At 74.6% G+C, this 22,511-nt stretch carries 25 protein-coding genes; 20 read left to right on the top strand and 5 right to left on the bottom strand.

Annotation, left to right across the window (positions count from 1 at the left end; translation table 11 throughout):
• The first annotated feature begins 117 nt into the window (after positions 1-117).
• The 3 genes from CRP30_RS00515 to CRP30_RS00505 are packed head-to-tail and all read left to right on the top strand — an operon-like array spanning position 118 to position 3,067.
• On the top strand, positions 118-942 hold the full coding sequence (locus tag CRP30_RS00515; RefSeq protein ID WP_097182033.1) for a lysophospholipid acyltransferase family protein: 825 nt from the start codon (positions 118-120) through the stop codon (positions 940-942).
• Positions 939-1,934 (top strand): NAD(P)H-dependent glycerol-3-phosphate dehydrogenase, encoded by a 996-nt coding sequence (locus tag CRP30_RS00510; RefSeq protein ID WP_097182032.1) that lies wholly within the window; start codon positions 939-941, stop codon positions 1,932-1,934. Before CRP30_RS00515 ends, CRP30_RS00510 begins: the two co-directional genes overlap by 4 nt.
• On the top strand, positions 1,931-3,067 hold the full coding sequence (locus CRP30_RS00505; RefSeq protein ID WP_097182031.1) for a cystathionine gamma-lyase: 1,137 nt from the start codon (positions 1,931-1,933) through the stop codon (positions 3,065-3,067). Before CRP30_RS00510 ends, CRP30_RS00505 begins: the two co-directional genes overlap by 4 nt.
• On the opposite strand, the gene CRP30_RS00500 is transcribed toward CRP30_RS00505, so the two are convergent.
• Positions 3,041-3,829: a CDP-alcohol phosphatidyltransferase family protein gene (locus tag CRP30_RS00500; RefSeq protein ID WP_200814484.1), complete on the bottom strand. Its 789-nt coding sequence runs from the start codon at positions 3,827-3,829 to the stop codon at positions 3,041-3,043. The two genes, CRP30_RS00505 and CRP30_RS00500, sit on opposite strands and share 27 nt — an antisense overlap.
• A gap of 41 nt (positions 3,830-3,870) precedes the next feature.
• Here CRP30_RS00500 and CRP30_RS00495 point away from each other — a divergent pair, with 41 nt between their 5' ends.
• Positions 3,871-5,007 (top strand): D-alanine--D-alanine ligase family protein, encoded by a 1,137-nt coding sequence (locus tag CRP30_RS00495; RefSeq protein ID WP_200814483.1) that lies wholly within the window; start codon positions 3,871-3,873, stop codon positions 5,005-5,007.
• Positions 5,004-5,669 carry a DUF7373 family lipoprotein gene (locus tag CRP30_RS00490; RefSeq protein WP_097182029.1) on the top strand — a complete coding sequence of 222 codons (666 nt, stop codon included), beginning with the start codon at positions 5,004-5,006 and terminating at the stop codon, positions 5,667-5,669. The genes CRP30_RS00495 and CRP30_RS00490 overlap by 4 nt, the downstream gene beginning before the upstream one ends.
• Positions 5,670-5,677: 8 nt before the next feature.
• Here the strand turns inward: CRP30_RS00490 and CRP30_RS00485 are convergent, their stop codons facing one another.
• Together CRP30_RS00485 and CRP30_RS00480 are read right to left on the bottom strand one after the other, a co-directional pair.
• On the bottom strand, positions 5,678-6,316 hold the full coding sequence (locus CRP30_RS00485; RefSeq protein ID WP_235003080.1) for a DUF3515 domain-containing protein: 639 nt from the start codon (positions 6,314-6,316) through the stop codon (positions 5,678-5,680).
• On the bottom strand, positions 6,295-6,528 hold the full coding sequence (locus CRP30_RS00480) for an Lrp/AsnC family transcriptional regulator (RefSeq protein ID WP_097182028.1): 234 nt from the start codon (positions 6,526-6,528) through the stop codon (positions 6,295-6,297). The genes CRP30_RS00485 and CRP30_RS00480 overlap by 22 nt, the downstream gene beginning before the upstream one ends.
• 92 nt (positions 6,529-6,620) lie before the next feature.
• On the opposite strand from CRP30_RS00480, the gene CRP30_RS00475 reads away from it, so the two are divergent.
• The 3 genes from CRP30_RS00475 to CRP30_RS00465 are packed head-to-tail and all read left to right on the top strand — an operon-like array spanning position 6,621 to position 8,822.
• Positions 6,621-7,658: a thiamine-phosphate kinase gene (locus CRP30_RS00475; protein ID WP_097182027.1), complete on the top strand. Its 1,038-nt coding sequence runs from the start codon at positions 6,621-6,623 to the stop codon at positions 7,656-7,658.
• The gene (locus tag CRP30_RS00470) at positions 7,642-8,196 is read left to right on the top strand and encodes a GNAT family N-acetyltransferase (RefSeq protein ID WP_097182026.1); all 555 of its coding nucleotides are present in this window, start codon (positions 7,642-7,644) and stop codon (positions 8,194-8,196) included. The genes CRP30_RS00475 and CRP30_RS00470 overlap by 17 nt, the downstream gene beginning before the upstream one ends.
• A complete protein-coding gene (locus CRP30_RS00465; protein ID WP_097182025.1) occupies positions 8,184-8,822 on the top strand; it encodes a cytidylate kinase-like family protein in 639 nt (212 codons plus the stop codon). Before CRP30_RS00470 ends, CRP30_RS00465 begins: the two co-directional genes overlap by 13 nt.
• Positions 8,823-8,848: 26 nt before the next feature.
• On the opposite strand, the gene CRP30_RS00460 is transcribed toward CRP30_RS00465, so the two are convergent.
• On the bottom strand, positions 8,849-9,379 hold the full coding sequence (locus tag CRP30_RS00460) for an MOSC domain-containing protein (RefSeq protein WP_097182024.1): 531 nt from the start codon (positions 9,377-9,379) through the stop codon (positions 8,849-8,851).
• A 91-nt stretch (positions 9,380-9,470) separates the two neighbouring features.
• Positions 9,471-9,653: a 50S ribosomal protein L28 gene (rpmB, locus tag CRP30_RS00455; RefSeq protein ID WP_425427062.1), complete on the bottom strand. Its 183-nt coding sequence runs from the start codon at positions 9,651-9,653 to the stop codon at positions 9,471-9,473.
• Positions 9,654-9,844: 191 nt separating this feature from the next.
• On the opposite strand from rpmB, the gene CRP30_RS00450 reads away from it, so the two are divergent.
• The 12 genes from CRP30_RS00450 to smc all read left to right on the top strand — a co-directional run bounded on the left by CRP30_RS00450 (position 9,845) and on the right by smc (position 22,456).
• Positions 9,845-11,458: a DAK2 domain-containing protein gene (locus CRP30_RS00450; protein WP_097182023.1), complete on the top strand. Its 1,614-nt coding sequence runs from the start codon at positions 9,845-9,847 to the stop codon at positions 11,456-11,458.
• A 21-nt stretch (positions 11,459-11,479) separates the two neighbouring features.
• Positions 11,480-13,681, top strand: a complete 2,202-nt coding sequence (gene recG / locus CRP30_RS00445) for an ATP-dependent DNA helicase RecG (RefSeq protein ID WP_097182022.1) — start codon at positions 11,480-11,482, stop codon at positions 13,679-13,681.
• A gap of 58 nt (positions 13,682-13,739) precedes the next feature.
• Positions 13,740-14,294 (top strand): 16S rRNA (guanine(966)-N(2))-methyltransferase RsmD, encoded by a 555-nt coding sequence (gene rsmD / locus CRP30_RS00440; RefSeq protein ID WP_097182021.1) that lies wholly within the window; start codon positions 13,740-13,742, stop codon positions 14,292-14,294.
• Positions 14,291-14,779: a pantetheine-phosphate adenylyltransferase gene (coaD, locus tag CRP30_RS00435; protein WP_097182020.1), complete on the top strand. Its 489-nt coding sequence runs from the start codon at positions 14,291-14,293 to the stop codon at positions 14,777-14,779. Before rsmD ends, coaD begins: the two co-directional genes overlap by 4 nt.
• A 73-nt stretch (positions 14,780-14,852) precedes the next feature.
• Positions 14,853-15,542, top strand: a complete 690-nt coding sequence (locus CRP30_RS00430; RefSeq protein WP_097182019.1) for an SPFH domain-containing protein — start codon at positions 14,853-14,855, stop codon at positions 15,540-15,542.
• Positions 15,543-15,785: 243 nt separating this feature from the next.
• Positions 15,786-16,310 carry a YceD family protein gene (locus CRP30_RS00425; RefSeq protein WP_235003079.1) on the top strand — a complete coding sequence of 175 codons (525 nt, stop codon included), beginning with the start codon at positions 15,786-15,788 and terminating at the stop codon, positions 16,308-16,310.
• Between the two features lie 2 nt (positions 16,311-16,312).
• The gene (gene rpmF / locus CRP30_RS00420) at positions 16,313-16,492 is read left to right on the top strand and encodes a 50S ribosomal protein L32 (protein ID WP_097182017.1); all 180 of its coding nucleotides are present in this window, start codon (positions 16,313-16,315) and stop codon (positions 16,490-16,492) included.
• Positions 16,493-16,542: 50 nt separating this feature from the next.
• Complete coding sequence (rnc, locus tag CRP30_RS00415) at positions 16,543-17,289, top strand: ribonuclease III (protein WP_097183037.1); 747 nt, start codon at positions 16,543-16,545, stop codon at positions 17,287-17,289.
• 3 nt (positions 17,290-17,292) lie between these two features.
• Positions 17,293-18,183, top strand: coding sequence for a bifunctional DNA-formamidopyrimidine glycosylase/DNA-(apurinic or apyrimidinic site) lyase (mutM, locus tag CRP30_RS00410; protein ID WP_097182016.1), 891 nt, complete (start codon positions 17,293-17,295; stop codon positions 18,181-18,183).
• A complete protein-coding gene (locus CRP30_RS00405; protein WP_097182015.1) occupies positions 18,180-18,446 on the top strand; it encodes an acylphosphatase in 267 nt (88 codons plus the stop codon). The genes mutM and CRP30_RS00405 overlap by 4 nt, the downstream gene beginning before the upstream one ends.
• A gap of 149 nt (positions 18,447-18,595) precedes the next feature.
• Positions 18,596-18,787, top strand: a complete 192-nt coding sequence (locus CRP30_RS00400) for a hypothetical protein (protein ID WP_097182014.1) — start codon at positions 18,596-18,598, stop codon at positions 18,785-18,787.
• 102 nt (positions 18,788-18,889) lie between these two features.
• Entirely contained in the window at positions 18,890-22,456 is a 3,567-nt protein-coding gene (gene smc, locus CRP30_RS00395) for a chromosome segregation protein SMC (protein WP_097182013.1), read from the top strand.
• Positions 22,457-22,511: the final 55 nt, after the last annotated feature.

The raw sequence follows: 22,511 nt of genomic DNA, 5'->3' as shown, positions 1-22,511 counted from the left end.
GGCACATGTGAGCACACCCGCTCACGGGCTCCACGCCCACGGGGGACCCGGTGCGCGTCGGGAGCGCGTCCAGGGTCGATCATGGGCAGGATCACAGCGAGGAGAGGAGGTGATCCGATGGCGGAGCAGACGCCCGCGGGGGCACGGAGCTCGACGGCCGCGCCGCCCGCCGCCCCGCGCCCGATGAAGTGGCGCACCCGGGGCCGCCTGTCCTACGGGATGGTCGCCGCGATCGTCGTCGTCCACCCGGTCTCCTCGCTCCTGTTCCGCCTGCGCTACCGGCACGCCGACCGGCTGCCGCCGACCGGCCCGGTCCTGCTGGTGGCCAACCACGTCTCGATCCTGGATCCGCTGGCCTGCGCCCGGCTGGTGTTCGACGCCGGCCGGCTGCCGCACTTCCTGGCCAAGGAGTCGGTGTTCAGGGGATTCGCGGGCACGCTGCTGCGCAGTGCGGGGCAGATCCCCGTCGCCCGGTTCTCCGACGCGGCGCACGAGGCGCTGGACGCGGCCCAGGCGGACCTGCGCGCCGGCAACGTCGTGGTGATCTACCCCGAGGGCTCGGTGACCCGCGATCCGGAGTGGTGGCCGATGCAGGCCCGGACCGGCGTCGCCCGACTGGCCCTGACCACCGACGCCGTGGTCCTCCCCGTGGCCCAGTGGGGACCGCAGCGGGTGCACGACTACCACACGAAGAAGCTGCGGCTGCGCTTCCGCGCGCCCGCCGAGTACCAGGTCGGAGAGCCGGTGGACCTCACCGAGCAACGGGCCCGCGTGCGGGACGGGCAGCCGCTCCCCGCCGCACTGCTGAGGGAGACGACGGACCTGATCATGACCCGTGTGCGGAACGAGCTGGCCGAGCTGCGGGGGGAGCCCGCGCCGCTGACCTTCTCTCCGAGGCCGCGCCGCGAGCTGCCGGGCGACCTGTCGGGGAGCGCCGCATGACCCGCGCGGCGGTCCTGGGGGCCGGCTCGTGGGGGACGACCTTCGCCAAGGTCCTGGCCGACGCCGGCTGCGACGTGACGCTGCACGCCCGCCGGCCGGAGCTGGCGAAGGCCATCACCGAGGACGGCGAGAACCGCGACTACCTGCCCGGGGTCCGGTTGCCGGCGGCGGTCCGCGCCACGGCCGACGCCGCGGAGGCACTGCTGGACGCCGAGGTCGTCGTCCTGGCGGTTCCCTCGCAGTCGCTGCGGGACAATCTCACCGAGTGGGCTCCGCTGCTCCCGGGCGACGCCACGCTGCTCTCGCTCATGAAGGGCATCGAGCTCGGCACCACGAAGCGGATGAGCGAGGTCATCTGCGAGGTGACCGGCGCCGGCCCCGACCGGGTCGCGGTCCTTTCCGGACCCAACCTGGCCCGGGAGATCGCCGAGCAGCAACCGGCGGCCACCGTCATCGCCTGCACCGACGCCGACCGTGCGGCCGCTCTGCAGGCGGCCTGCCACACCCGCTACTTCCGGCCGTACACCAACCCCGACATGGTCGGCTGCGAGCTGGGTGGGGCGGTCAAGAACGTCATCGCGCTGGCCTGCGGCATCGCCGAGGGGCTCGGCTTCGGCGACAACACCCGCGCGTCCCTGATCACCCGTGGGCTCGCCGAGACGGCCCGCCTCGGCATGGCCCTCGGGGCCGAGCTCACCACCTTCGCGGGCCTGGCCGGCCTCGGTGACCTCGTCGCCACCTGCAGCTCGCCGCTCTCCCGCAACCGGACGTTCGGCGAGAAGCTCGGCCGCGGCATGTCGGTCCAGGAGGTGCAGGAGAGCACCCGCCAGACGGCGGAGGGCGTGAAGAGCTGCCGGTCGATCCTGGACCTGGCCCGGGCCCACGACATCGACGTCCCGATCACCGAGGCCGTCGTCCGGGTGTGCCACGAGGGGGAGGCCCCGGCGCAGATGGTGCGGGAGATCATGAGCCGCGAGGCGAAGCCGGAGTGAGCGGGAGCTCGTGGGGCGACGGCACGCGATCGGTCCGCGCGGGGGAGGGTGCTCCGGTCGCCGGGGCACCGCTGCGCCCGTCGCCGGTCTTCGCCGCCCCGTTCCACCTGGCCGACCTCCCGCCGCGCGCCGGCGGGACCGACGCCTACGCCCGGACCGAGCAGCCGACGCTGCGCGACTTCGAGTCCGCCGTCGGCGAGCTCGACGGGGGCCGCTGCCTGTCCTTCGCCACCGGGATGGCGGCGCTCACCGCCGCTGTCCTGTCCTGCGCCGGCTCGGGTGACCGGGTGGTGCTGCCCTCGGACGGCTACTACACGACGCGGCTGCTGGCGGCCGAGGAGCTGCAGCGGTTCGGCATCGAGGTCGCCTACGTGCCGACACCGGACGTCGAGGCGTTCGCCGCCGACGGCGGGCTGGACGGCGTCCGGCTGGTGCTGCTGGAGTCGCCCAGCAATCCCCAGCTCGACGTCTGCGACATCGCCGCCGTCGCCCGCGCCGCGCGGGCGGCCGGTGCCCTGGTCGCCGTCGACAACACGACGGCGACACCGCTGGGCCAGCGGCCCCTGGAACTCGGCGCCGACATGACCGTCGGCAGCGACACCAAGGCGCTGACCGGGCACAGCGACCTGCTGCTCGGGCACGTCAGCGTCACCGACGACGAGCTCTGGGCGCGGATCAAGGGATTCCGCGACCGCACCGGCAGCACGCCCGGCCCGTTCGAGGCCTGGCTCGGCCACCGCTCGATGAGCACCCTGGACCTGCGGCTGGCGCGGCAGGCGCAGAACGCCGCCGCGGTGGCGGAACTCCTCGCGAGCAGCCCCGCCGTCACCGGCGTCCGGTGGCCGTGGCGGCCCGAGGACCCGTCCTTCGCGCTGGCCTCTCGGCAGATGCTGCGGCCCAACGGCGTGGTCTCGGCCGAGCTCGCCGACGAGGCCGCGGTGGCGCGCCTGCTGGCCGGAAGCCGGCTCTGGACCGCTGCCACGAGCTTCGGTGGCGTGCACAGCACCATCGACCGGCGCGCCCAGTGGGGCGGGGACGCCGTCGCGCCCGGGTTCGTGCGGCTGTCCTGCGGCATCGAGGACACCGCGGACCTGGTCGAGGACCTGTCAGTCGCCCTGGTTGCCCTCGACTGATCGGGCGACCCGCCGGGCGTGCGCGCCGCGGGCCGTCATCCAGAGGCTGAGACCCCAGTAGTAGGCGATGTAGACCAGCGACGCCGCGATCACCCACGGGTTGGGATCGGGCAGCTGCACGACGAGGACCCCGTACAGGACCGCCCAGGCGGCGCTCAGCGTCAGCGTGAGCCCCTGCAGGGCCCGGGTGCGCGACGGGTAGAGGTAGCGGATCGGGATGAAGACCAGGATCGCGAAGACGACGAGCGTCACGCTGGTCACCAGCTCGCTGACGTCGAGCACGATCACGTAGAACGCGACGATGTTCCAGTAGCTCGGGAAGCCGAGGAAGAAGTGGTCGGTCGTCTTCGCGTCGACCCGGCAGAACTGGTAGCAGGACGCGAGCAGGGGCAGCGCCGCCACGATCCAGCCGACCGCGCCCTCGGGCAGGTAGCCGGTCGTCCACAGCAGCACGAGCGGCGCGAACACGTAGGTCAGGTAGTCGACGATGTTGTCGAGCAGGGCGCCGTCGAACCAGGGGATCGTCTCCTTCACGCGGAAGCGGCGGGCCAGCATGCCGTCGGTGCCGTCGATGAAGAGCGTGGCAAGGACCAGCCAGAGCGCGGCCTCCACGTCGCCCTCGAAGGCGGCGAAGACGATGAGCAGGCCGAGGACGGAGCCGCTGGCGGTGTAGAGGTGCACGGCCGCACCGGCCAGGCGCATGCCGGGGGAGAAGGCAGGGGACGGCGCGTCGGTCTCGGTCGCCGCGGCGTTCTCGTGCACGCGGAGAGGTTGTCACATCCCCTCCACTAGGGTCTGCGGTGATGACCGGTATGGCGGGCAAGCTGCGGATCGCGGTCGTGTTCGGGGGCCGCAGCGCCGAGCACGCCATCTCCTGCGTCTCGGCGGGGAGCGTGATCGCGGCCCTCGATCCCGACCGCTACGAGGTCGTGAAGGTCGGCATCACCCCCGACGGCGGGTGGGTGCTGGCCGAGCCCGACCAGCGGCTGGCCATCACCGACGGGAAGCTGCCCGAGGTCTCCGGCGGCACCGCCGTGTCCCTCGTGGGCGATCCCGCGCGCCGGGGCCTCGCGGTCCTGGACCCGGGCGCCGCGATCGGGCCGGCGTTCACCGGCGTGGACGTCGTCTTCCCTGTGCTGCACGGCGCCTACGGCGAGGACGGGACCATCCAGGGGCTGCTGGAGATGGCCGGGCTGCCCTACGTCGGGTCGGGCGTGTTCGCCAGCGCCGCCTCGATGGACAAGGAGTTCACCAAGAAGCTGCTCGCTGCCGCTGGGCTGCCGCAGGGCGACCACGTCGTCCTGCGGGACGCGACCGGTGCGATCAGCGCCGACCCCGACCTGCTGGACGAGGCGGCCCGGGAGCGGCTGGGCCTCCCGGTCTTCGTCAAGCCGTCGCGCGCGGGCTCCAGCATCGGCATCACCAAGGTCACCGACTGGGCGCAGTTCCCCGAGGCCGTCGCCACCGCCGCGGCCGTCGACCCGAAGGTGATCGTGGAGGCGTCGGTCCCCGGCCGGGAGATCGAGTGCGGGGTGCTGGCGGGCGTCGGCGGGGCGCTGCCGGAAGCCAGCCTGCCGGCGGAGATCCGGCTGCGGCCGGGCGTCGACTGGTACGACTTCTCGGCCAAGTACCTGGACGACTCCGTCGACTTCGACGTGCCGGCCGACCTCTCGCCCGAGCAGGTGGCTGCGGTGCAGGCGGCCTCCGTGCGGGCCTACCAGGCGATGGACTGCCGCGGCCTGGCCCGGGTCGACTTCTTCCTGGGCACCGGTCCGGACGGTCGTGACCGCCTGGTCATCAACGAGGTGAACACCATGCCGGGGTTCACGCCGATCTCGATGTTCCCGCGGATGTGGGCCGCGAGCGGCCTCAGCTACCCGGAACTGGTCGACCGGCTCGTCGCGTCCGCGCTCGACGGCGGCTCCCGGATCGTTCGGTGAGCTCCGGGCGGCTGCCCCGGTCCCGTCGGGGAGCCGTCCTGGTCGCCGCCCTGCCCGTCCTCGGGTGCCTGCCCGGGTGCACCGTGGCCGTGGACGGCGTCCCCTCGGCGGCGACCCCCACGGCCATCCCTGGGTCCGCGCAGGACCTCGAGCGGCTGGTCGTGACGGCGGTGCCCTCCGGGCTGCCCCGTCTCCCCGACGAGGAGCTGGATCCGCCGGCGGGCGAGAAGCGGATCGAGGACGTCGCCACCTACGCAGAGGACCCGGCGCGCGAGCGGGACGTGCTGGAGGACTACGGCTACCGCTTCGGCTGGGAGCGGTTCTGGGGCGACGGCCCGACCGTGCTGACCGGCGTCTTCGTGGACCAGTTCGAGACCCGGGCCGGGGCAGGCGCCTACGCGACCGACCTGGCGCGCAACGACGCGGAGCACTACGACGCCGTCCTGGACGAGGACCCGCTCGACCTGCCGGGGAGCTGCGATCTGCTCTCGGTGGCCGATCCGGGCCCGGACAGCGCCCTGACCGGGCCGACGGTCATCGCGTGGTGCGGGTCCGGTGTGTTCAGCGTCGGGGTCACCGCGGTGGCCCCGTCCGTCGACGTCGCCGAGGACGAGGTCCGCGCCGTCCTGACCGAGCAGCTGGACCGCCTGCCCCCGCGGTGAGCCCGGCGTCACTCGCCGGGATCGGGCTCCCGGTACTCCAGGGCCGCGGCGATCTCGGGCGTGAGTGCGGTGACCGGGGCGCTGTCGACCTCCGGCGGCAGGCTCATCTGCACGTAGACGGGGCGGTCCACCGTGGTCCACACCGTGACGTCGGGGTCCGACGTGTCGACGTACCACTGGACGCCGTTGATCTGGATGGCCGAGACGCCGACGACGAAGCCGGCCGGCCGGTCCACACCGCAGATCAGCACGATCGGCGGCTCGCCCCAGGCGTACGCGTAGGGCGTGTCGGACTGCACCCGCCGCGACGCCTCGCCGGCCAGCTCGAGCGGGAGCCTGCCCATCAGCCCGGGGCAGGAGGCCTCGGCCTCGGGGGTCGCCGGCGGCACCTCCACGGGCAGCACCGGCAGGTCCTCCCGCTGGGACGGCGTGCTGCCGTCGATCGCCGCGGGCCCACGGCCGTCGTCGTCGACCTCGCGGCCGCCCAGGACGTTCACCAGGATCACCGCGGCGAGCACCACGGGGACCAGGACGGCGGTCGCGATCAGCGCGATGCGCCGCAGCGGGTCCTCGGGCGGCCGGGGGGCGGGGGTGTCCTCGGTCAGCGGAGGGGCCTCGTCGGCACTCAGATGTTGACGACCGGGCACGTGAGCGTGCGGGTGATCCCGTCGACGGACTGCACGCGGGCCACGACCAGGCGGCCGAGGTCGTCCACGGAGTCGGCCTCGGCCCGGACGATGACGTCGTAGGGGCCGGTGACATCCTCGGCCTTGGTCACCCCGTCGATCTCGCTGATCGTCGACGCCACCTGGGCGGCCTTGCCGACTTCGGTCTGGATGAGGATGTAGGCGTGGACCACGGGAAACCTCTCTCGGGCAGCACTGCCGGGTCGTCGTCCCCGCCGGGTGGCGGTCAGTTCGCCGAACCTACCTCAGCACCGGAAGGCAACCGATGACTCGCCCTCGCCCGCTCGTACCGCGGGGCGATCCCGCCGACACCGTGAAGGTGGTCGGGGAGTTCGCCGTGATCGACCGGGTGCTCGCCCAGGCGGGCACGGCCCGCGCCGCCCAGGTGGGCCCCGGTGACGACGCCGCGGTCCTCCGCACGCCGGACCGCCGCGTGGTCGCCACCACCGATGTCCTGGTGGAGGGCCGGCACTTCCGGCGCGACTGGTCCTCGGCCGAGGACATCGGGCACAAGGCGGCGGCCGCCAACCTCGCCGACGTCGCGGCGATGGGCGGTGTGGCCACGGCGCTGCTGGTGGGCCTGGCCTGCCCGGCCTCGACCCAGACCGCCTGGCTGGAGGGCGTGGCCGCCGGTCTGGCGGCCGAGTGCGCGCCGCTGGGCGCCGCCGTCGTCGGCGGGGACCTGGTGGCCGCGGCGGCCGACAGCGAGTCCGTCGTCCTCTCGGTGACGGCCCTGGGCGACCTGGGTGGACGGGCTCCGGTGCTGCGCTCCGGCGCCCGGCCCGGTGACGTGGTGGCCCTCGCCGGCCGGCTGGGCTGGTCGGCCTGCGGGCTGTCGGTCCTCCGGCGGGGGTTCAGCAGCCCGATCGCCGTGGTGGCCGCGCACCGCCGGCCGACGCCGCCGTACGCGGCCGGACCGGGCGCCGCCGAGGCGGGAGCCACCGCGATGTGCGACGTCAGCGACGGCCTGCTCGCCGACCTCGGGCACATCGCCCGGGACAGCGGTGTGCTGGCCGACCTCGACCGCGAGGCCCTCGTGCGGGCGTGCCTGGAGCCGGCCGGTCCGCTGCAGCAGGTGGGCTCGGCGCTGGGGACCGATCCGCTGGCGTGGGTGCTGACGGGCGGCGAGGACCATGCGCTGGTGGCCACCTTCCCGGCGCGGACCCCGTTGCCGGTGGGGTGGACGCCGATCGGCCGGGTGCGCAAGGGGCGGACGACGGGTGTGCTGGTGGACGGACAGCCGGCCGCCGACGTCGTGCAGGCGGTGGGCGCGGAAGGATCGGGTCATGTGCACTTCGGCTGATCAGGGCCCCGGGGGTCGGGGCGTCCTGCGGGACGGCAGGGCGGCGAGCCTGCGCGCGCTGCCCTACGACGACCCGCTGGCGCAGTACCTCGTCGAGGCGGTGCAGCAGGAGTACGTGCGGCGCTACGGCGGGCGCGACGCCGCGGTGGTCGACCCCGCCGAGTTCCTGCCTCCCCGGGGGGCGTTCCTGGTCGCCGAGGTCGACGGCGTGCCGGCCGGCTGCGGGGCCTGGCGGGCGCTGCCGTCGGGGCAGGCGGAGATCAAGCGGGTCTACGTCGAGCCCGCGTTCCGGCGCCAGGGCGTGGCCCGGCTCGTGGTGGCTGCGCTCGAGCAGGGGGCGGCAGCCGCCGGGCACGCGGAGGTCGTGCTCAACTCCGGCCGGGAGCAGCCGGAGGCGCTGACGCTGTACGCGGAACTCGGGTACCGCCCCGTCCGCGGCTACGGCGTGTACGCCTGTGCGCCCGACGCCGTCTTCCTGGGTAAGCCCCTGTCCGTGCCCGAGGTCTCTCGGGAGGAGGAGTCCTCGTGGGTGTCGTGACGTTCTCCGCGGCCTACGGGGCCGGCGGGGCCGAGGTCGCACCGGCCGTCGCCCGGCGACTGCACCTGCCCTTCCACGACCGCGCCATCCCGGCCCAGGTCGCGGGGCGGCTGGGCGTGCCGGTCGAGGAGGCCGAGGCCAACGACGAGACGGTGGTGCGGGGGCTGTGGCGGCTTGTGGCGAGCCTCGGCACCATGCCCGACCCCGTGGGCGGCGTCGTACCGGCGACGGCGCTGCCGGACGCGCGGTCCTACCGGGAGCAGACCGAGCGCGTCCTCGCCGAGATCGCCTCGGGGGCCGGGGGAGTGGTGCTCGGTCGGGCCGGGGCGGTGGTCCTCCGCGACCGGCCGGACGTGCTGCACGTGCGCCTCGACGGTCCGCGGGAGCGCCGACTCGAGGCGGCGGTGCGCCGGTCCGGCCGCCCGGCCGAGGAGGTGCGCCGCGAGATGGAGGCCAACGACCGCACGCGCGAGGCCTACGTGCGGCACTTCTACCGCTGCGATCCGGCCGCCGCGAAGCACTACCACCTCGTGGTCGACGGCACCGCGCTCCCGGTGGAGACCGTCGTCGACCTCGTGGTGGTCGCCGCCCGGGCCCGGGGGATCGGCTCGGACGACGACCGATAGAGCCCGCTCGGGCGCCCGGCCCGGAGTCAGACGCGATCGAGTGCGACGTGGGGGCCGGTCGGCAGCTGGACGGCGACCGCGTCGCCCGGACGAACGATCCCGCTCGTGATCACCACCGCCATGACACCGGCCCTGCGCACCACGCTGCCGTCGGCGGCACGGCCCACGACCTCCCGCAGCAGGCCGGGGCGGAACTCGTCGATCTGCCGACAGGGATTGCGCAGCCCGGTCAGCTCGACCACGGCGTGCTCGCCCAGACCCAAGCGCGTGGCGCGTGGAAGGCACATGAGATCGACTCCGATGGTCAGGACGTTCTCACCGAGCTGACCCGGCGCGATGTCGTAGCCGATCGCTGCCAGCCCGCTGAGCAGCTCCGCGGGGATGAGGTGCACCTGCCGCAGGTTGGGCTGCAGCGGATCGACCGCCACCCGCGAGCGGTGCTGGACGGTGGGGCCGGCGTGCGCGTCATCCTGCACGCCGAGGCCGGCGACGAGCCGGACCTGGACGACGGGGTGCTTGCTGAAGCGATGGGCGGCGTCCCGGGACACCGCGGCCACGCGCGGCTCAGCGTGGGCCGGCTCCGGCGGACGCGAAGAAGCCCGGAGGTCGTTGACCTCCGGGCTTCCCTGGTGCGGGTGCACGCCTGGGTCAGGCGCGCACGACCTTGCCGGCGCGGATGCACGAGGTGCACGCGTTGATCCGGCGACGGTTGCCGGGGGCGATGAGCGCCCGCACGGACTGGATGTTCGGGTTCCAACGGCGCGGCGTGCGGCGGTGCGAGTGCGACACCGACATACCGAAACCGGGCCCCTTGCCACACACATCGCACACGGCAGCCACGGTTGAATCACTCCCAGAGAATCGTTCACAGACGGCGGGGCAGGCAGCACCCGCAGAAGACCGTCGGCCAGTCTAGCCGTTCCCTGCCGGCGGTGCCGCCGGGGCCCTCCAGCGGTACCCGGAACGGGCGTCCGGACCCGCGGATCGCCTGTCCTGTCGGCTCATCTGGGTACCCTCCGGCCGTGGTGGAGGCGCTGGACGACGACGCGGTCGGGCAGTGGTACCGGACCGCGGTCGAGGTCCTGTCCGAGTCCCGCGGCCGGCTCGACGATCTCAACGTCTTCCCCGTGCCCGACGGCGACACCGGGACCAACCTGCTGCTCACCGCGCAGGCCGCCGTCGCCGCGCTCGACGCGGAGGGCCGCCGGACGACGGAGTCCGCGTGGTCGGTGCTGGCGCGGGGCGCGGTCCTCGGTGCCCGGGGCAACTCCGGCACGATCCTCGCCCAGCTGCTGCGCGGCCTGGCCGACCAGCTCGCCGGCCACCAGCCGGCCGACGGTCCCGCCTTCGCCTCCGCCCTCCAGAAGGCCGCGGAGACGGCGTACGGCGCGGTGGCCGATCCCGAGGAAGGCACCTTCCTCACGGTCGCGCGGGCCGCCGGCGAGGCTGCCGTCGCCTCCGTCGACGGGAACCGGGGAACGCTGGCGGCAGTGGTCCGGGCTGCTGCCGACGGCGCGCGCGTCGCCCTGGAGGCCACGCCCGGTCAGCTCGCCGTGCTCCGGGAGGCCGGCGTGGTCGACGCCGGAGGGGCCGGGCTGTGCCTGGTCCTCGACTCCCTGGTCACCACGGTCACCGGCGTGGAGCCCGACCGGCCGCCACTGGCGCGCCGCGAGCGCGGGCACGGACACAAGCACTCGGGGGAGCACCTCCCGCACCCGCCGCCGGCCGGGCCGGGCAGCGAGGTGCAGTTCCTCCTCGCCGACGCCGACGAGGAGTCCGTCACCCGACTGCACGAGCGCCTGGCCGCCCTGGGCGACAGCCTCGTGGTGGTCGGCGTCGACACCCCGACCGGCCGGGAGTGGAACGTCCACGTGCACTGCGCCGACGTGGGTGCGGCCATCGAGGCCGGCATCGAGGCAGGCCGCCCGCACCGGATCTCGGTCACCCCGCTGGCTCCCGTCCTGCCCACCGCCCCGGTGCCCGGCACCCGAGCGGTGGTGGCGGTCGTCTCCAGCGACGGGCTCGCCCAGCTGTTCGCGGGCGAGGGCGTCCACGTGGTCTCCTGCGGCCCCGAGGGCGTCGTCGAGGACGACGTTCTGGAGGCGGTCCTCGCCTCCACGGCGCACGAGGTCGCCGTGCTGCCCAACGACGCCTCGCTGCTGCCGGTGGCCGCCCGGGCGGCCACCCGCGCCCGCGAGGTCGGCCGCGAGGTCGGCGTCGTCCCCACCCGGTCCCCGGTGCAGGGTCTGGCGGCCATCGCCGTCGCCGACCCCACCCGCCGCTTCGGCGACGACGTGGTCGCGATGGCCGAGGCCGCCGCCGCCACCCGCTGGGCCGAGGTCACCGTCGCCGAGCAGGAGGCCCTGACCTCCGCCGGCCGGTGCCAGCCGGGTGACGCGCTGGGATCCGCCGAGGGTGACGTGGTGGTCATCGGCAGCGACCTCGCCGCCGTCGCGTGCGAGCTGCTCGACCGGCTGCTGTCCGCGGGGGGCGAGATGGCCACCCTGCTCGTGGGCGAGGACGAGGAGCTGGGCGACACGGTCTGCCGGCACCTCGCGACCGTCCACCCGACCATCGAGGTCAGCCGGTACGGAGGGGGCCCCGGCGGCATCCCGCTGCAGGCCGGGGTCGAGTGAGGGTCACGTGCAGGTGAGGACATGGCGGTGACCCTCGAGACGCCGCTGGCCCGCGTCCTGGGGCCGAAGACGGCGACGAGCATGGCCGAGCAGCTGAACCTGCACACGGTCCGCGACCTGCTGCGCCACTACCCCCGGCGCTACGCCAGCCGCGGCGAGATGGCCCGGCTGGACGACCTGCAGAAGGGCGACCGCGTCACGATCCTGGCGCAGGTCCGGAGCGTGAGCACCCGGCGCATGCGGCAGCGCTCCGGCACCATCACCGAGGTGACCGTCGGCGACGGCGCCGGCTCGATGACCCTGGTCTTCTTCAACCACAAGCACGCGGCGCTGCGGCAGGGCGCGTGGGGGCTGTTCGCCGGCAGCGTGGGCAGCTACCAGGGGAAGCTGCAGTTTACCCACCCCGACTGCCACATGCTCGACAACGACACCGGGGACGACGACTGGGCCCGCGCTCTCGTCCCGATCTACCCGGCGAGCAAGGACGTCTCCAGCTGGGTGATCCAGAAGTCGCTGAAGCTGCTGCTCGGTCCCGAGGGGAACCTCGGCGGGCTCGTCGAGGACCCGCTGCCCGAGGACATGCGGACGCGGCACGGGATCCTGCCGCTGGCCGCCGCCCTGCTCGACATCCACCGGCCGACCACGATGGAGGACGTCGAGCACGCGGCGCACCGGCTGAAGTGGGACGAGGCGCTGATCCTCCAGCTCACCCTTGCCGCCCGGCGCCGTGCCGCCGCCCTGGAACCCGGCACGGCACGCCCCCGGCGCGCCGGCGGCCTGCTCGACGCCGTCGACGCCGCGCTGCCCTTCGCGCTGACCGACGGGCAGCGGGCCGTGGGGGAGGAGCTGGCCGTCGAGCTCGACCGCGACCAGCCGATGCACCGGCTGCTGCAGGGGGAGGTCGGGTCGGGCAAGACCGTCGTCGCCCTGCGGGCGATGGCACAGGTCGTCGATGCGGGTGGGCAGGCCGCACTCCTCGCACCCACCGAGGTGCTGGCCGCCCAGCACGTCCGCGGCATCCGCGCGCTGCTCGGACCGCTGGGCCGGGCCGGCGAGCTGGACGGCGACCCCACCGGCACCCGCGTCACGCTGCTCACCGGCTCGTTGAAGGCCGCCGCCAGGCGCGAGGCCCGGGCGGAGGTCGCGGAGGGCCGGGCCGGCATCGTCGTCGGCACGCACGCGCTGCTCCAGGAGGGCGTGGAGTTCGCCGACCTCGGCCTGGTCGTCGTCGACGAGCAGCACCGGTTCGGCGTCGAGCAGCGGGACGCGTTGCGCGCCAAGGGGAACCGGCCGCCCCACGTGCTCGTCATGACCGCCACCCCGATCCCGCGGACGGTCGCCATGACCGTCTACGGCGACCTGGAGATCTCCACGCTCCGGCAGCTCCCCAGCGGCCGGGGAGGGGTGTCGAGCTCCGTCGTCCCCGTCACGGAGAAGCGCGCCTGGCTCGACCGCGCGTGGGAACGGCTGCGCGAGGAGGTGGCCGCCGGCCGGCAGGCCTACGTCGTCTGCCCGCGGATCGGGGACAGCCCCGAGGACGCGGCGGGCGCCGAGGACGAGCCGGAGGACGTCGACGGCGCCCCCGAGGACGGGCCGCAGGGCGACCGCCGCCCACCCCTCGCCGTCCTCGACGTCGCCGAGCTCCTGCGCAGCGGACCGCTGGCCGGGCTGCGGCTCGACGTGCTGCACGGCCGGCTGACCCCCGAGGAGAAGGACGCCCGCATGCGGGCCTTCGCCGAGCGGGAGATCGACGTCCTCGTCGCCACCACGGTCGTCGAGGTGGGGGTCGACGTGCCCAACGCCACCGTCATGGTGGTGATGGACGCCGACCGCTTCGGCGTCAGCCAGCTGCACCAGCTCCGCGGCCGGGTCGCCCGCGGCAAGCACCCCGGGCTCTGCCTCCTGGTCACCGAGGCACCCAGCTCCTCGCCGACCGGCCAGCGGCTGGCCGCCGTGGCCGCGACGTCCGACGGCTTCGAGCTGGCGCGCCTGGACCTGGAGACCCGGCGGGAGGGCGACATCCTCGGCGCCGCGCAGTCGGGCAAGCGCTCCGGCGTCCGCATGCTGTCGCTGCTGGAGGACGAGGAGCTCATCGCGGCCGCCCGCGCCGAGGCCACCGCTCTGCTCGAGACCGAGCGCGGGCTGGCCGACCACCCGGGCCTGGCAGCCGAGGTGGCGCGGCTGGCCACCGACGAGCGCGCCGACTACCTGGAGAAGGCGTGAGTAAGGACCCCGTCCCCCTCATCCCTCGCAAGCTCGGGACGAGCCTCTGGACGGGGCCATGACGAGGCTGATCTCGGGGACCGCCGGTGGGCGCCGGCTCAAGGTGCCGCGGGCGGGCGTCCGCCCGACCGGTGACCGGGCCCGCGAGGCGCTCTTCAACGCCCTGACCCACCTCACCGATCTCCACGGCGCCGCCGTGCTCGACCTCTACGCCGGGACCGGGGCCCTCGGGCTCGAGGCGCTCTCCCGCGGGGCGAGCACCGTCGTCTTCGTCGAGTCGGCGCCCGGGGTCCTCCCGGTCCTCAAGGAGAACCTGGCCGCCGTCGGGCTCCCCGGGGGCCGGGTGGTGAAGGGCTCGGTGCCCACGGTGGTGGGCGGCGCACCGCCGGCGCCGTTCGACGTCGTCCTCGCCGACCCGCCCTACGACACCCCGGTCGACGAGGTGCTGACCGTGCTGCGATCGCTGGCCGGCGGCGGCTGGCTGGCCCCGGACGCCGTGCTCGTGGTCGAGCGCAGCAGCCGCGAGGACCCCTGGGACTGGCCGACACCCCTGATCGGGTTGCGCGACCGGCGCTACGGAGAGGCCCAGCTCCGGTACGGTCGCTTCCCGTGAGGCGTGCCGTCTGCCCGGGATCCTTCGACCCGGTGACCAACGGGCACGTCGACGTCATCACCCGGGCCTCGGGGCTGTACGACGAGCTCGTCGTCGCGGTGCTGGTGAACCCGGGCAAGGCCGGTCTGTTCACCGTCGAGGAGCGCATGGAGCTGCTCCGCGAAGCGGTCACCGACCTCCCGAACGTCACCGTGGACAGCTTCGAGGGCCTCCTCGTCGACTACTGCCGCACCCACGAGATCCCGGTGATCGTCAAGGGTCTGCGCGCGGTGAGCGACTTCGAGTACGAGCTGCAGATGGCGCAGATGAACCGGGAGCTGGCAGCGGTCGAGACCCTGTTCGTCCCGACCGCCCCGCAGGTCGGGCACCTCTCCTCGAGCCTGGTGAAGCAGATCGCGAAGTTCGGCGGCGACGTCTCGCGCCTCGTCCCCAAGGCGGTCGACGACCGGTTGCGGGAACGGGCGCAGCGCGAGGGCCGGTCGTGACCGAGCTTGCGAGGTCACGCGGAGACAGGGCACCGTCGGGCACGCGGATGCCGAGCGCCAGCGAGGTGTGCGCGTGACCGAGGTCGTCTACCGCCTCTACGAGACGGTCGACGAACTCACCACCGTCATCGAGAACGCGCGCAGCGTCCCGATGTCCGCCTCGTGCATGGTCCCTCGCGACCACCTGCTCGACCTCCTCGACGACCTGCGGGAATCGCTGCCGGAGGACGTGCAGGCCGCCGGCGCGATCGTCGAGCAGCGCACCGAGATCCTCCAGCAGGCCCAGGCCGAGGCCGAACGGCTCACCGGCCGGACCCGCGACGAGAGCGAGCAGCTGCTCGTCGCCTCGCGCCGGCAGCGCGACGAGCTGCTCGGCACGGCCCGGCGGCAGCGCGACGAGCTGCTCGACCAGGCGCAGGCCGACGCCGAGGACATCCTCGCCGAGGCGGAGGCCGAGGCCCAGCGGCTGATCGCGGAGGCCGTCGCGCACCGCGAGGCCCTGCTGGCCGACGCGCAGGCACAGCAGGCGGAGATGCTCGAGGCCGCGCGCGTGGAGCACGAGCGCCTGATCACCGAGACCGAGGTCTACCGCGGCGCCGTCTCCCGCGCCGACGAGCTCGGCGCCCAGACGGCCGCGGAGGTGGCCCGCATGCGGGCCGAGGTCGACCAGTACGTCGACAGCCGGCTCGCGGACTTCGGGACGACGCTCGAGCACATGCTGCTCTCCGTCGACCAGGCGCGCTCGAGCCTCCGCGAGCAGTAGACGGCGGGGCCGCCGGTCGGTTCCGGGGATCGGGTAGTCTCGACTCCTGGTCCGACCGCCGGTGTCTTCTTCGCCGAGTGGTCCCGACTTCCCCCACTGCCTACCGCGAGTACTGACATGTCTGCCGCTTCTCCGCTCCGCTCAGGTGCCCCGTCCTCCGGCTCTCGGCCGCAGGACGCCCGGCGCCCCGCTGCCAACCCCTGGCGCGTCGACCTCCGGGAGCTGGGCCGCCGCGCAGGATCGATGCAGGAACTCGACCGGACCGCCCCGGCGCCCGAGGACTGGCGCGTCGAGCTGATCGGCGTCCCCGCCGGCACCGAGGTGCACCTCCGGCTGCGGTTGGAGTCGGTCATGGAGGGTGTGCTCGTCAGCGGCGAGATCGAGGCCCCCCTCACCGGCTCCTGCGCGCGCTGCCTCGAGTCGATCGAGGACACGCTCTCCCTCGACCTGCAGGAGCTCTACGCCTACGAGGGCAGCACGACCGAGGCGACGAGCGAGGAGGACGAGGTCCGCCGCATCGAGGGGGACTACCTCGATCTCGAGCCGCTCGCCCGCGACACGGTCGTGCTCGCCCTGCCGCTGGCCCCCGTCTGCCGCGACGACTGCGCCGGCCTGTGCGTCGACTGCGGCCAGCGCCTCGACGACCTGCCGGACGACCACGCCCACGAGATCGTCGACGCCCGCTGGGCCGGCCTCGCCGCCAAGTTCGGCACCCCTTCTTCCTCGCCGGGCGCCCCCGGCGAGAGCCCCACCACTGAGGAGAACTGACCGTGGCTGTCCCGAAGCGGAAGATGTCCCGCGCCAACACCCGTTCGCGCCGTTCGATGTGGAAGGCGAGCGCGCCGACCCTGTCGCCGTGCCCGAACCGCGCCTGCGGCGAGCTCAAGCCCCCGCACCAGGCGTGTCCGACCTGCGGCCAGTACGACGGCCGCCAGGTTCTCTCGGTCTGATCGCCGGTACCACGGTGGGCCCGGTCGCCGGCGTGCGCTCCTCCGCGAGCGTGGCTGACGGCCGCCCACCGGGCGGTCCCGAGCACGCCGAGCGGTCGACCGCCTGGCTGCGGGACGCCCTCGGCGTCGAGCTCCCCGACGGCCTGCTCGGCCTCGCGCTCACGCACCGGTCCTTCGCGTACGAGAACGGCGGCCTGCCGACCAACGAGCGCCTGGAGTTCCTGGGCGACTCGGTGCTCGGTCTGGTCGTCACCGACGAGCTCTACCGCAGTCAACCCGACCTCCCCGAGGGCCAGCTGGCCAAGCTGCGTGCCTCCGTCGTCAACATGACGTCGCTTGCGGGCGTGGCGCGGCGGCTCGGCGACGGCGGCATCGGCCCCCACCTCCTGCTCGGCCGCGGTGAGGAAACCACCGGCGGCCGGGGGAAGGACTCGATCCTGGCCGACGCCCTCGAGGCGCTGATCGGCGCGATCCACCTGGGCTGCGGCCTGGACGCCGCGGCCTCGATCGTCCACCGGCTCTTCGACCCCATGCTGGTCGAGGCGTCGACGCGGGGCGCCGGCCTGGACTGGAAGACCAGCCTCCAGGAACTGGGCGCTGCCCGCGGCCTGGGAGCCCCGGTCTACCAGGTCGTGGACGACGGCCCCGACCACGCCAAGACGTTCGCCGCCGCCGTCCTCCTCGCCGGCACCGTCTACGGGCAGGGCGGCGGACGCACGAAGAAGGCCGCCGAGCAGGAGGCTGCCGAGGCGGCCTGGCGCGCGCTCACGCAGGACGCGCCCGCGCAGGACGGCTGAGCGGTGCCGGAGCTTCCCGAGGTCGAGGTGGTCCGGCGCGGCCTGGAGCAGTGGGTCGCGGGGCGCACCGTCGCCGCCGTCGAGGTCCACCACCCGCGCGCCGTGCGCCGGCACCTCGAGGGCACCGAGCACTTCGTGGCAGCCCTGACCGGTCGCACGCTGACCGCCGCGCACCGCCGCGGCAAGTACCTCTGGCTGCCGCTCGCAGAACCCGACGGGGCGCCGTCGGGCCGGGCGCTGGTCGGTCACCTGGGCATGAGCGGACAGCTGCTCGTGGAGAAGCCCAGCCAGCCGGACGAGACCCACCTGCGCGCGCGGTTCACGTTCACCGACGGCGGCCGGGAGCTGCGCTTCGTCGACCAGCGCACCTTCGGAGGGCTGGCGGTGGAGGAGAGCGCGGGGGAGGACATCCCGCCGCGGCTGGCGCACATCGCCATCGACCCTCTGGACGCCTCCTTCGACGAGGCGGCCTTCAGCGCTGCGCTGCGGCGCCGGCGCACGGAGGTCAAGCGGGCGCTGCTCGACCAGACGCTCATCGGCGGGGTGGGCAACATCTACGCCGACGAGGCCCTGTGGCGGGCGCGGCTGCACGGCGCCCGGCCCACCGACAAGCTCACCCGGGCACAGGTCTCCGACGTGCTCGACGGCGTCCGCGACGTGCTGGGGGAGGCCCTGGCGCAGGGCGGGACGTCGTTCGACTCGCTCTACGTCGACGTCAACGGTCAGAGCGGCTACTTCTCCCGCTTCCTCGCCGTCTACGGACAGGCGGACCGCCCCTGTCCCCGGTGCGGGACGCCGATCCGGCGGGAGTCGTTCATGAACCGCTCGAGCTACAGCTGCCCGCAGTGCCAGCCACGACCGCGCACGTCGCCCACCCGCCGACAGCGGGCATGAGGCGCGTCGTCGCGCACGTGTCGGGTCACGTGCAGGGCGTCGGGTACCGCTGGTTCGTCAGCGGGCTCGCGCGACGGGCCGGCCTGACCGGGTACGCGCGCAACCTCTCCGACCGCCGTGTCGAGGTGGCGCTCGAGGGCGAGGACGACGCCGTGTCCGCGGTGCTCGCCGCGCTGGACGGACAAGACGCACCCGGCGCCGTGACGTCGGTCGACTCGCGGGACGAGCCGGTGCGGGGCGGGTCGGGGTTCACCACAGAGTGACGAAGACGACATCCCCCCGACACGGGGAGTAGGCAGACTCCGCGTTGACCTGCGTGTCGGGGCCTGTCACCCTGGGGATACCACAGCCCGCGCCGACCGACATCCGGGGCGCCGGGCACTCCCTCTCGCTCGGAAAGGCCGTCGCAGTCATGGCCAAGGCTTTGTTCGGTCACGTCGTAGCACCCGCGGAGCTCCGCCTCGTCGAGGAGAACGCGGTCCTGCGCGCCAAGGTGCGCCGCCTGCAGGAGGAGCTCGAGGAGCTCCGCACCCAGCGCGACGCCGTGATCGCCCACGAGCTGCTGTCGATGGCCGGCGAGAACGCCGAGCCCGCGCTCGCCTGATCGGCCCGGCAGGACGGGTGGGCTGAACCCTTCCGTCACACCGGTACCAAAACCCCGGAGATCCGGGGTTCCGGGTGTTCCCTGGACTAGGGTCCCCGTTCTGTGCACCTCTCCAGCCTGACGCTCAAGGGCTTCAAGTCCTTCGCGTCCGCCACCACGCTCCGGCTGGAGCCCGGCATCACCGCCGTCGTCGGCCCCAACGGGTCGGGCAAGTCCAACGTCGTCGACGCCATCGCCTGGGTCCTCGGCGAGCAGGGCGCCAAGAGCCTGCGCGGCGGCAAGATGGAGGACGTCATCTTCGCCGGCACGGCCGGCCGCCCCGCCCTCGGCCGGGCCGAGGTGACCCTCACGATCGACAACTCCGACGGCGCGCTGCCGATCGAGTACACCGAGGTGTCCATCACCCGCCGCATGTACCGCTCCGGCGAGAGCGAGTACGAGATCAACGGCGACAAGGTCCGCCTGCTCGACGTGCAGGAGCTGCTCAGCGACTCCGGCATCGGCCGCGAGATGCACGTCATAGTCGGCCAGGGCCAGCTCGACGCCGTCCTCTCCGGCCGCCCCGAGGACCGGCGGGCGTTCATCGAAGAGGCCGCCGGCGTCCTGAAGCACCGCAAGCGCAAGGAGAAGGCGCTGCGGAAGCTCGAGGGGATGTCGCACAACCTCGACCGGCTGGCCGATCTCACCGTCGAGCTCCGCCGCCAGCTCAAGCCGCTGGGTCGCCAGGCAGAGGTGGCCCGCCGTGCCGCGGGCGTGCAGGCCGATCTCCGGGACGCCCGGCTGCGGCTGCTCGCCGACGACCTGGTGCAGCTGCGCGACTCCCTCGAGAAGGACGTGGCCGACGAGACCGCGGCTCGCGAGCGCCGAGCGGTCGTCGAGCGGGAGCTGTCGGTCGTGTCGCGGCGGGAGTCCGAGCTGGAGGCGGCCCTCGCGGCCGGTGCTCCGCGGCTGCAGGCGGCGTCGGACACCTGGTACCGGCTCTCCGCGCTCGGGGAGCGGTTCCGCGGCGTTGCCCAGCTCGCCGGCGAGCGGCACCGGCACCTCGCCGCGGCCCCGCCCGCCGCTGCGGCCGGACGGGATCCCGACCAGCTCGACGCCGAGGCGAACCGGGTGGAGGCGACCGAGACCGAGCTGGCGTCCGGGCTGGACGCCGAGCGCACCCGGCTGGCGGCCGTCGTCGCCCAGCGGGGTGAGCTCGAGACCGCCCTGGCCGCCGAGGAGCGCGCCTGGGTCGCCGCCGCCCGAGCGCTCGCCGATCGTCGCGAAGGCCTCGCCCGGCTCTCTGGCGAGGTCTCCGCGGCCCGGTCCCGGGTCACAGCCGGTCAGGCGGAGATCGAGCGACTGTCCCTGGCCGCCGGCGAGGCCGCCGACCGCGCCGAGGTCGCCGCCGAGCGGCTGGCCGAGCGACGGGAGTCGGTCGCGGACCAGGCGGACGGCGACGTCGCGCTGACCGCAGCCCACGAGCAGGCGGTGGCCGCCCACGCCGAGGCGGCCCGGCTGGTCGCCGAGCTGACCGAGGCCGAACGGGCGGCCGAACGCGACCGGGCCTCCTGGCAGGCCCGCCGCGACGCCCTGGCCCAGGGCCTCACCCCGGTCGACGGCGCGGCCGCCGTCCTCCAGTCGGGGCTCGCCGGGGTGCTCGGCCCGGTCGCCGACCGGCTCACCGTGCGGGCCGGCGACGAGGTGGCGGTGGCCGCGGCACTGGGCGGTATGGCCGACGCCGTCGTCGTCTCCGGCGTCGCGGAGGCCGCGGCAGCGATCGCCCACCTCAAGGACGACGACGGCGGACGGGTCGGGCTGCTGGTCACCGGTGGCCTGCCCCCGGTGGCGCGCGACGGCTGGCCGGTCCTGCCCGAGGGCGTGCGGTGGGCACTGGACGCCGTCACGGCGCCCGGCGACCTGCAGCCCGCGCTCGCCCGCGCGCTGGAGCGGGTGGCCCTGGTCCCCGACCTCGATGCCGCCGTGGCGCTGGTCAGCACCCATCCGCGGGTGCGTGCCGCCACGGCCGCCGGCGACCTGATCGGCGCGGACTGGGCGGTCGGCGGTCAGAGCGACGCCCCCTCCAACCTCGTCGTCCGGGCCCGCGTGGACGAGGCCGACGGCGAGCTGACCGACGCCGTCGCGCGCGCTGCCGACCTGGCCGGTCGCCTGGCCGAGGCGCGGGCCGCGGCCCAAGAGCGGTCGGCCGACGTCGACGCCGCCCTGGTGGCGCGGCAGGCATCGGACCGCTCCCGATCGGCCGTGGCCGCCGAGCTCGCCGAGCTGGGCGCTGCCGCGCGGTCGGCGGAGGCCGAGGCCGAGCGGTCGCTCGCGGCGCGGGTCCGGGCCGAGGGTGCGCTCGAGCAGGTGCTCGCCACCCTCGCCGCCCTGGAGCAGCGGCTGGCCGAGGCCGAGGCCGCGCCGGTCGAGGAGGAACCGTCGACGGAGGCCCGTGACCGGTTGCGGGCCGAGGTGGCCGCGGCACGGCAGGCCGAGACCGAGGCCCGGCTGGCCGTGCGCACGGCGGAGGAGCGCGCCCGGGCCCTGCACGGCCGCGCCGAGTCCCTGCGTCGGCAGGCCCGGCAGGAACGCGCGGCCCGCGAGCGGGCGGCCGCCGCCCGGGCCGCGCGGGAACGGGGAGCAGCCGTCGCCGCCGTCGTCCGTGCCGACGCGGAGGCCGCGCTCGTGGCCCTGGGGCGGTCGCTGACCCGCGCCGCGACGGAACGGGACGCGCTGGCCGCCGCGCGCAGCGGCCAGGAGGCCGAGCTTCTCGAGGTCCGCGCCCGGGTCCGTACGGCCACGGCGGACCTGGACCGGCTGACCGACGAGGTGCACCGCGACGAGGTGGCGCGCGCCGAGCAGCGGTATCGCATCGAGGCGCTGGAGGCGCGTGCGGCGGAGGAGTACGGCGTCGACCTCCCGACCCTGGTGGGGGAGTACGGGCCGGGGGCCCCGGTGCCGCCGACGCCGGCGCAGGTCGCCGCTGCGGAGGCGGCGGGTGAGCCCGAGCCGGACCCGGAGCCCTACGACCGGGCGGCGCAGGAGCGCCGGGCCGCGAAGGCCGAGCGCGACCTGGCCACCCTGGGCAAGGTCAACCCGCTGGCGCTGGAGGAGTTCGCGGCGCTGGAGGAACGGCACGCCTTCCTCGCCACCCAGCTCGAGGACCTGAAGAGCACCCGCCGGGACCTGCTCACCGTGGTGCGCGAGGTGGACGAGCGCATCCACGACGTCTTCGCCGCCGCCTTCGCCGACGTGCAGCGGGAGTTCGAGGGCGTCTTCGCCACGCTCTTCCCCGGCGGCCAGGGACGACTGGTCCTCACCGAGCCCGACAGCATGCTCACCACTGGGATCGAGGTCGAGGCCCGGCCGCCGGGCAAGAAGGTCAAGCGGCTCTCGCTGCTCTCCGGCGGGGAGCGCTCGCTGACCGCGGTGGCCCTGCTGGTGGCGATCTTCCGCGCGCGGCCTTCGCCGTTCTACGTGCTCGACGAGGTCGAGGCGGCGCTGGACGACGTCAACCTCGGCCGTCTGCTGACTCTGGTGGAGCAGCTCCGGTCGACCTCGCAGCTCATCGTCATCACCCACCAGAAGCGGACGATGGAGATCGCCGACGCCCTGTACGGCGTCAGCATGCGGGGCGACGGCATCACCGGCGTGATCAGCCAGCGGCTCCGGGAGCTGGAGACCGCCTGACGACAGCCGCGGGAGCGTCGACGTGCCTACCGGCCGGCGGTGATCCACGATGGGG

This window comes from Blastococcus haudaquaticus, assembly GCF_900230285.1.
Classification (GTDB): Bacteria; Actinomycetota; Actinomycetes; order Mycobacteriales; family Geodermatophilaceae; genus Blastococcus_B; species Blastococcus_B haudaquaticus.
This window is presented reverse-complemented; position numbering and strand designations above follow the sequence as displayed.

Bases quoted from the DNA above. Each gene is read 5' to 3' on its own strand.
- CRP30_RS00515 (WP_097182033.1), top strand. From the start codon at position 118: ATGGCGGAGCAGACGCCCGCGGGGGCACGGAGCTCGACGGCCGCGCCG.
- CRP30_RS00405 (WP_097182015.1), top strand. From the start codon at position 18,180: ATGAGGCGCGTCGTCGCGCACGTGTCGGGTCACGTGCAGGGCGTCGGG.
- CRP30_RS00495 (WP_200814483.1), top strand. From the start codon at position 3,871: ATGACCGGTATGGCGGGCAAGCTGCGGATCGCGGTCGTGTTCGGGGGC.
- CRP30_RS00470 (WP_097182026.1), top strand. From the start codon at position 7,642: ATGTGCACTTCGGCTGATCAGGGCCCCGGGGGTCGGGGCGTCCTGCGG.
- CRP30_RS00400 (WP_097182014.1), top strand. From the start codon at position 18,596: ATGGCCAAGGCTTTGTTCGGTCACGTCGTAGCACCCGCGGAGCTCCGC.
- CRP30_RS00425 (WP_235003079.1), top strand. From the start codon at position 15,786: ATGCAGGAACTCGACCGGACCGCCCCGGCGCCCGAGGACTGGCGCGTC.
- recG (WP_097182022.1), top strand. From the start codon at position 11,480: ATGGCGGTGACCCTCGAGACGCCGCTGGCCCGCGTCCTGGGGCCGAAG.
- CRP30_RS00510 (WP_097182032.1), top strand. From the start codon at position 939: ATGACCCGCGCGGCGGTCCTGGGGGCCGGCTCGTGGGGGACGACCTTC.
- CRP30_RS00475 (WP_097182027.1), top strand. From the start codon at position 6,621: ATGACTCGCCCTCGCCCGCTCGTACCGCGGGGCGATCCCGCCGACACC.
- rsmD (WP_097182021.1), top strand. From the start codon at position 13,740: ATGACGAGGCTGATCTCGGGGACCGCCGGTGGGCGCCGGCTCAAGGTG.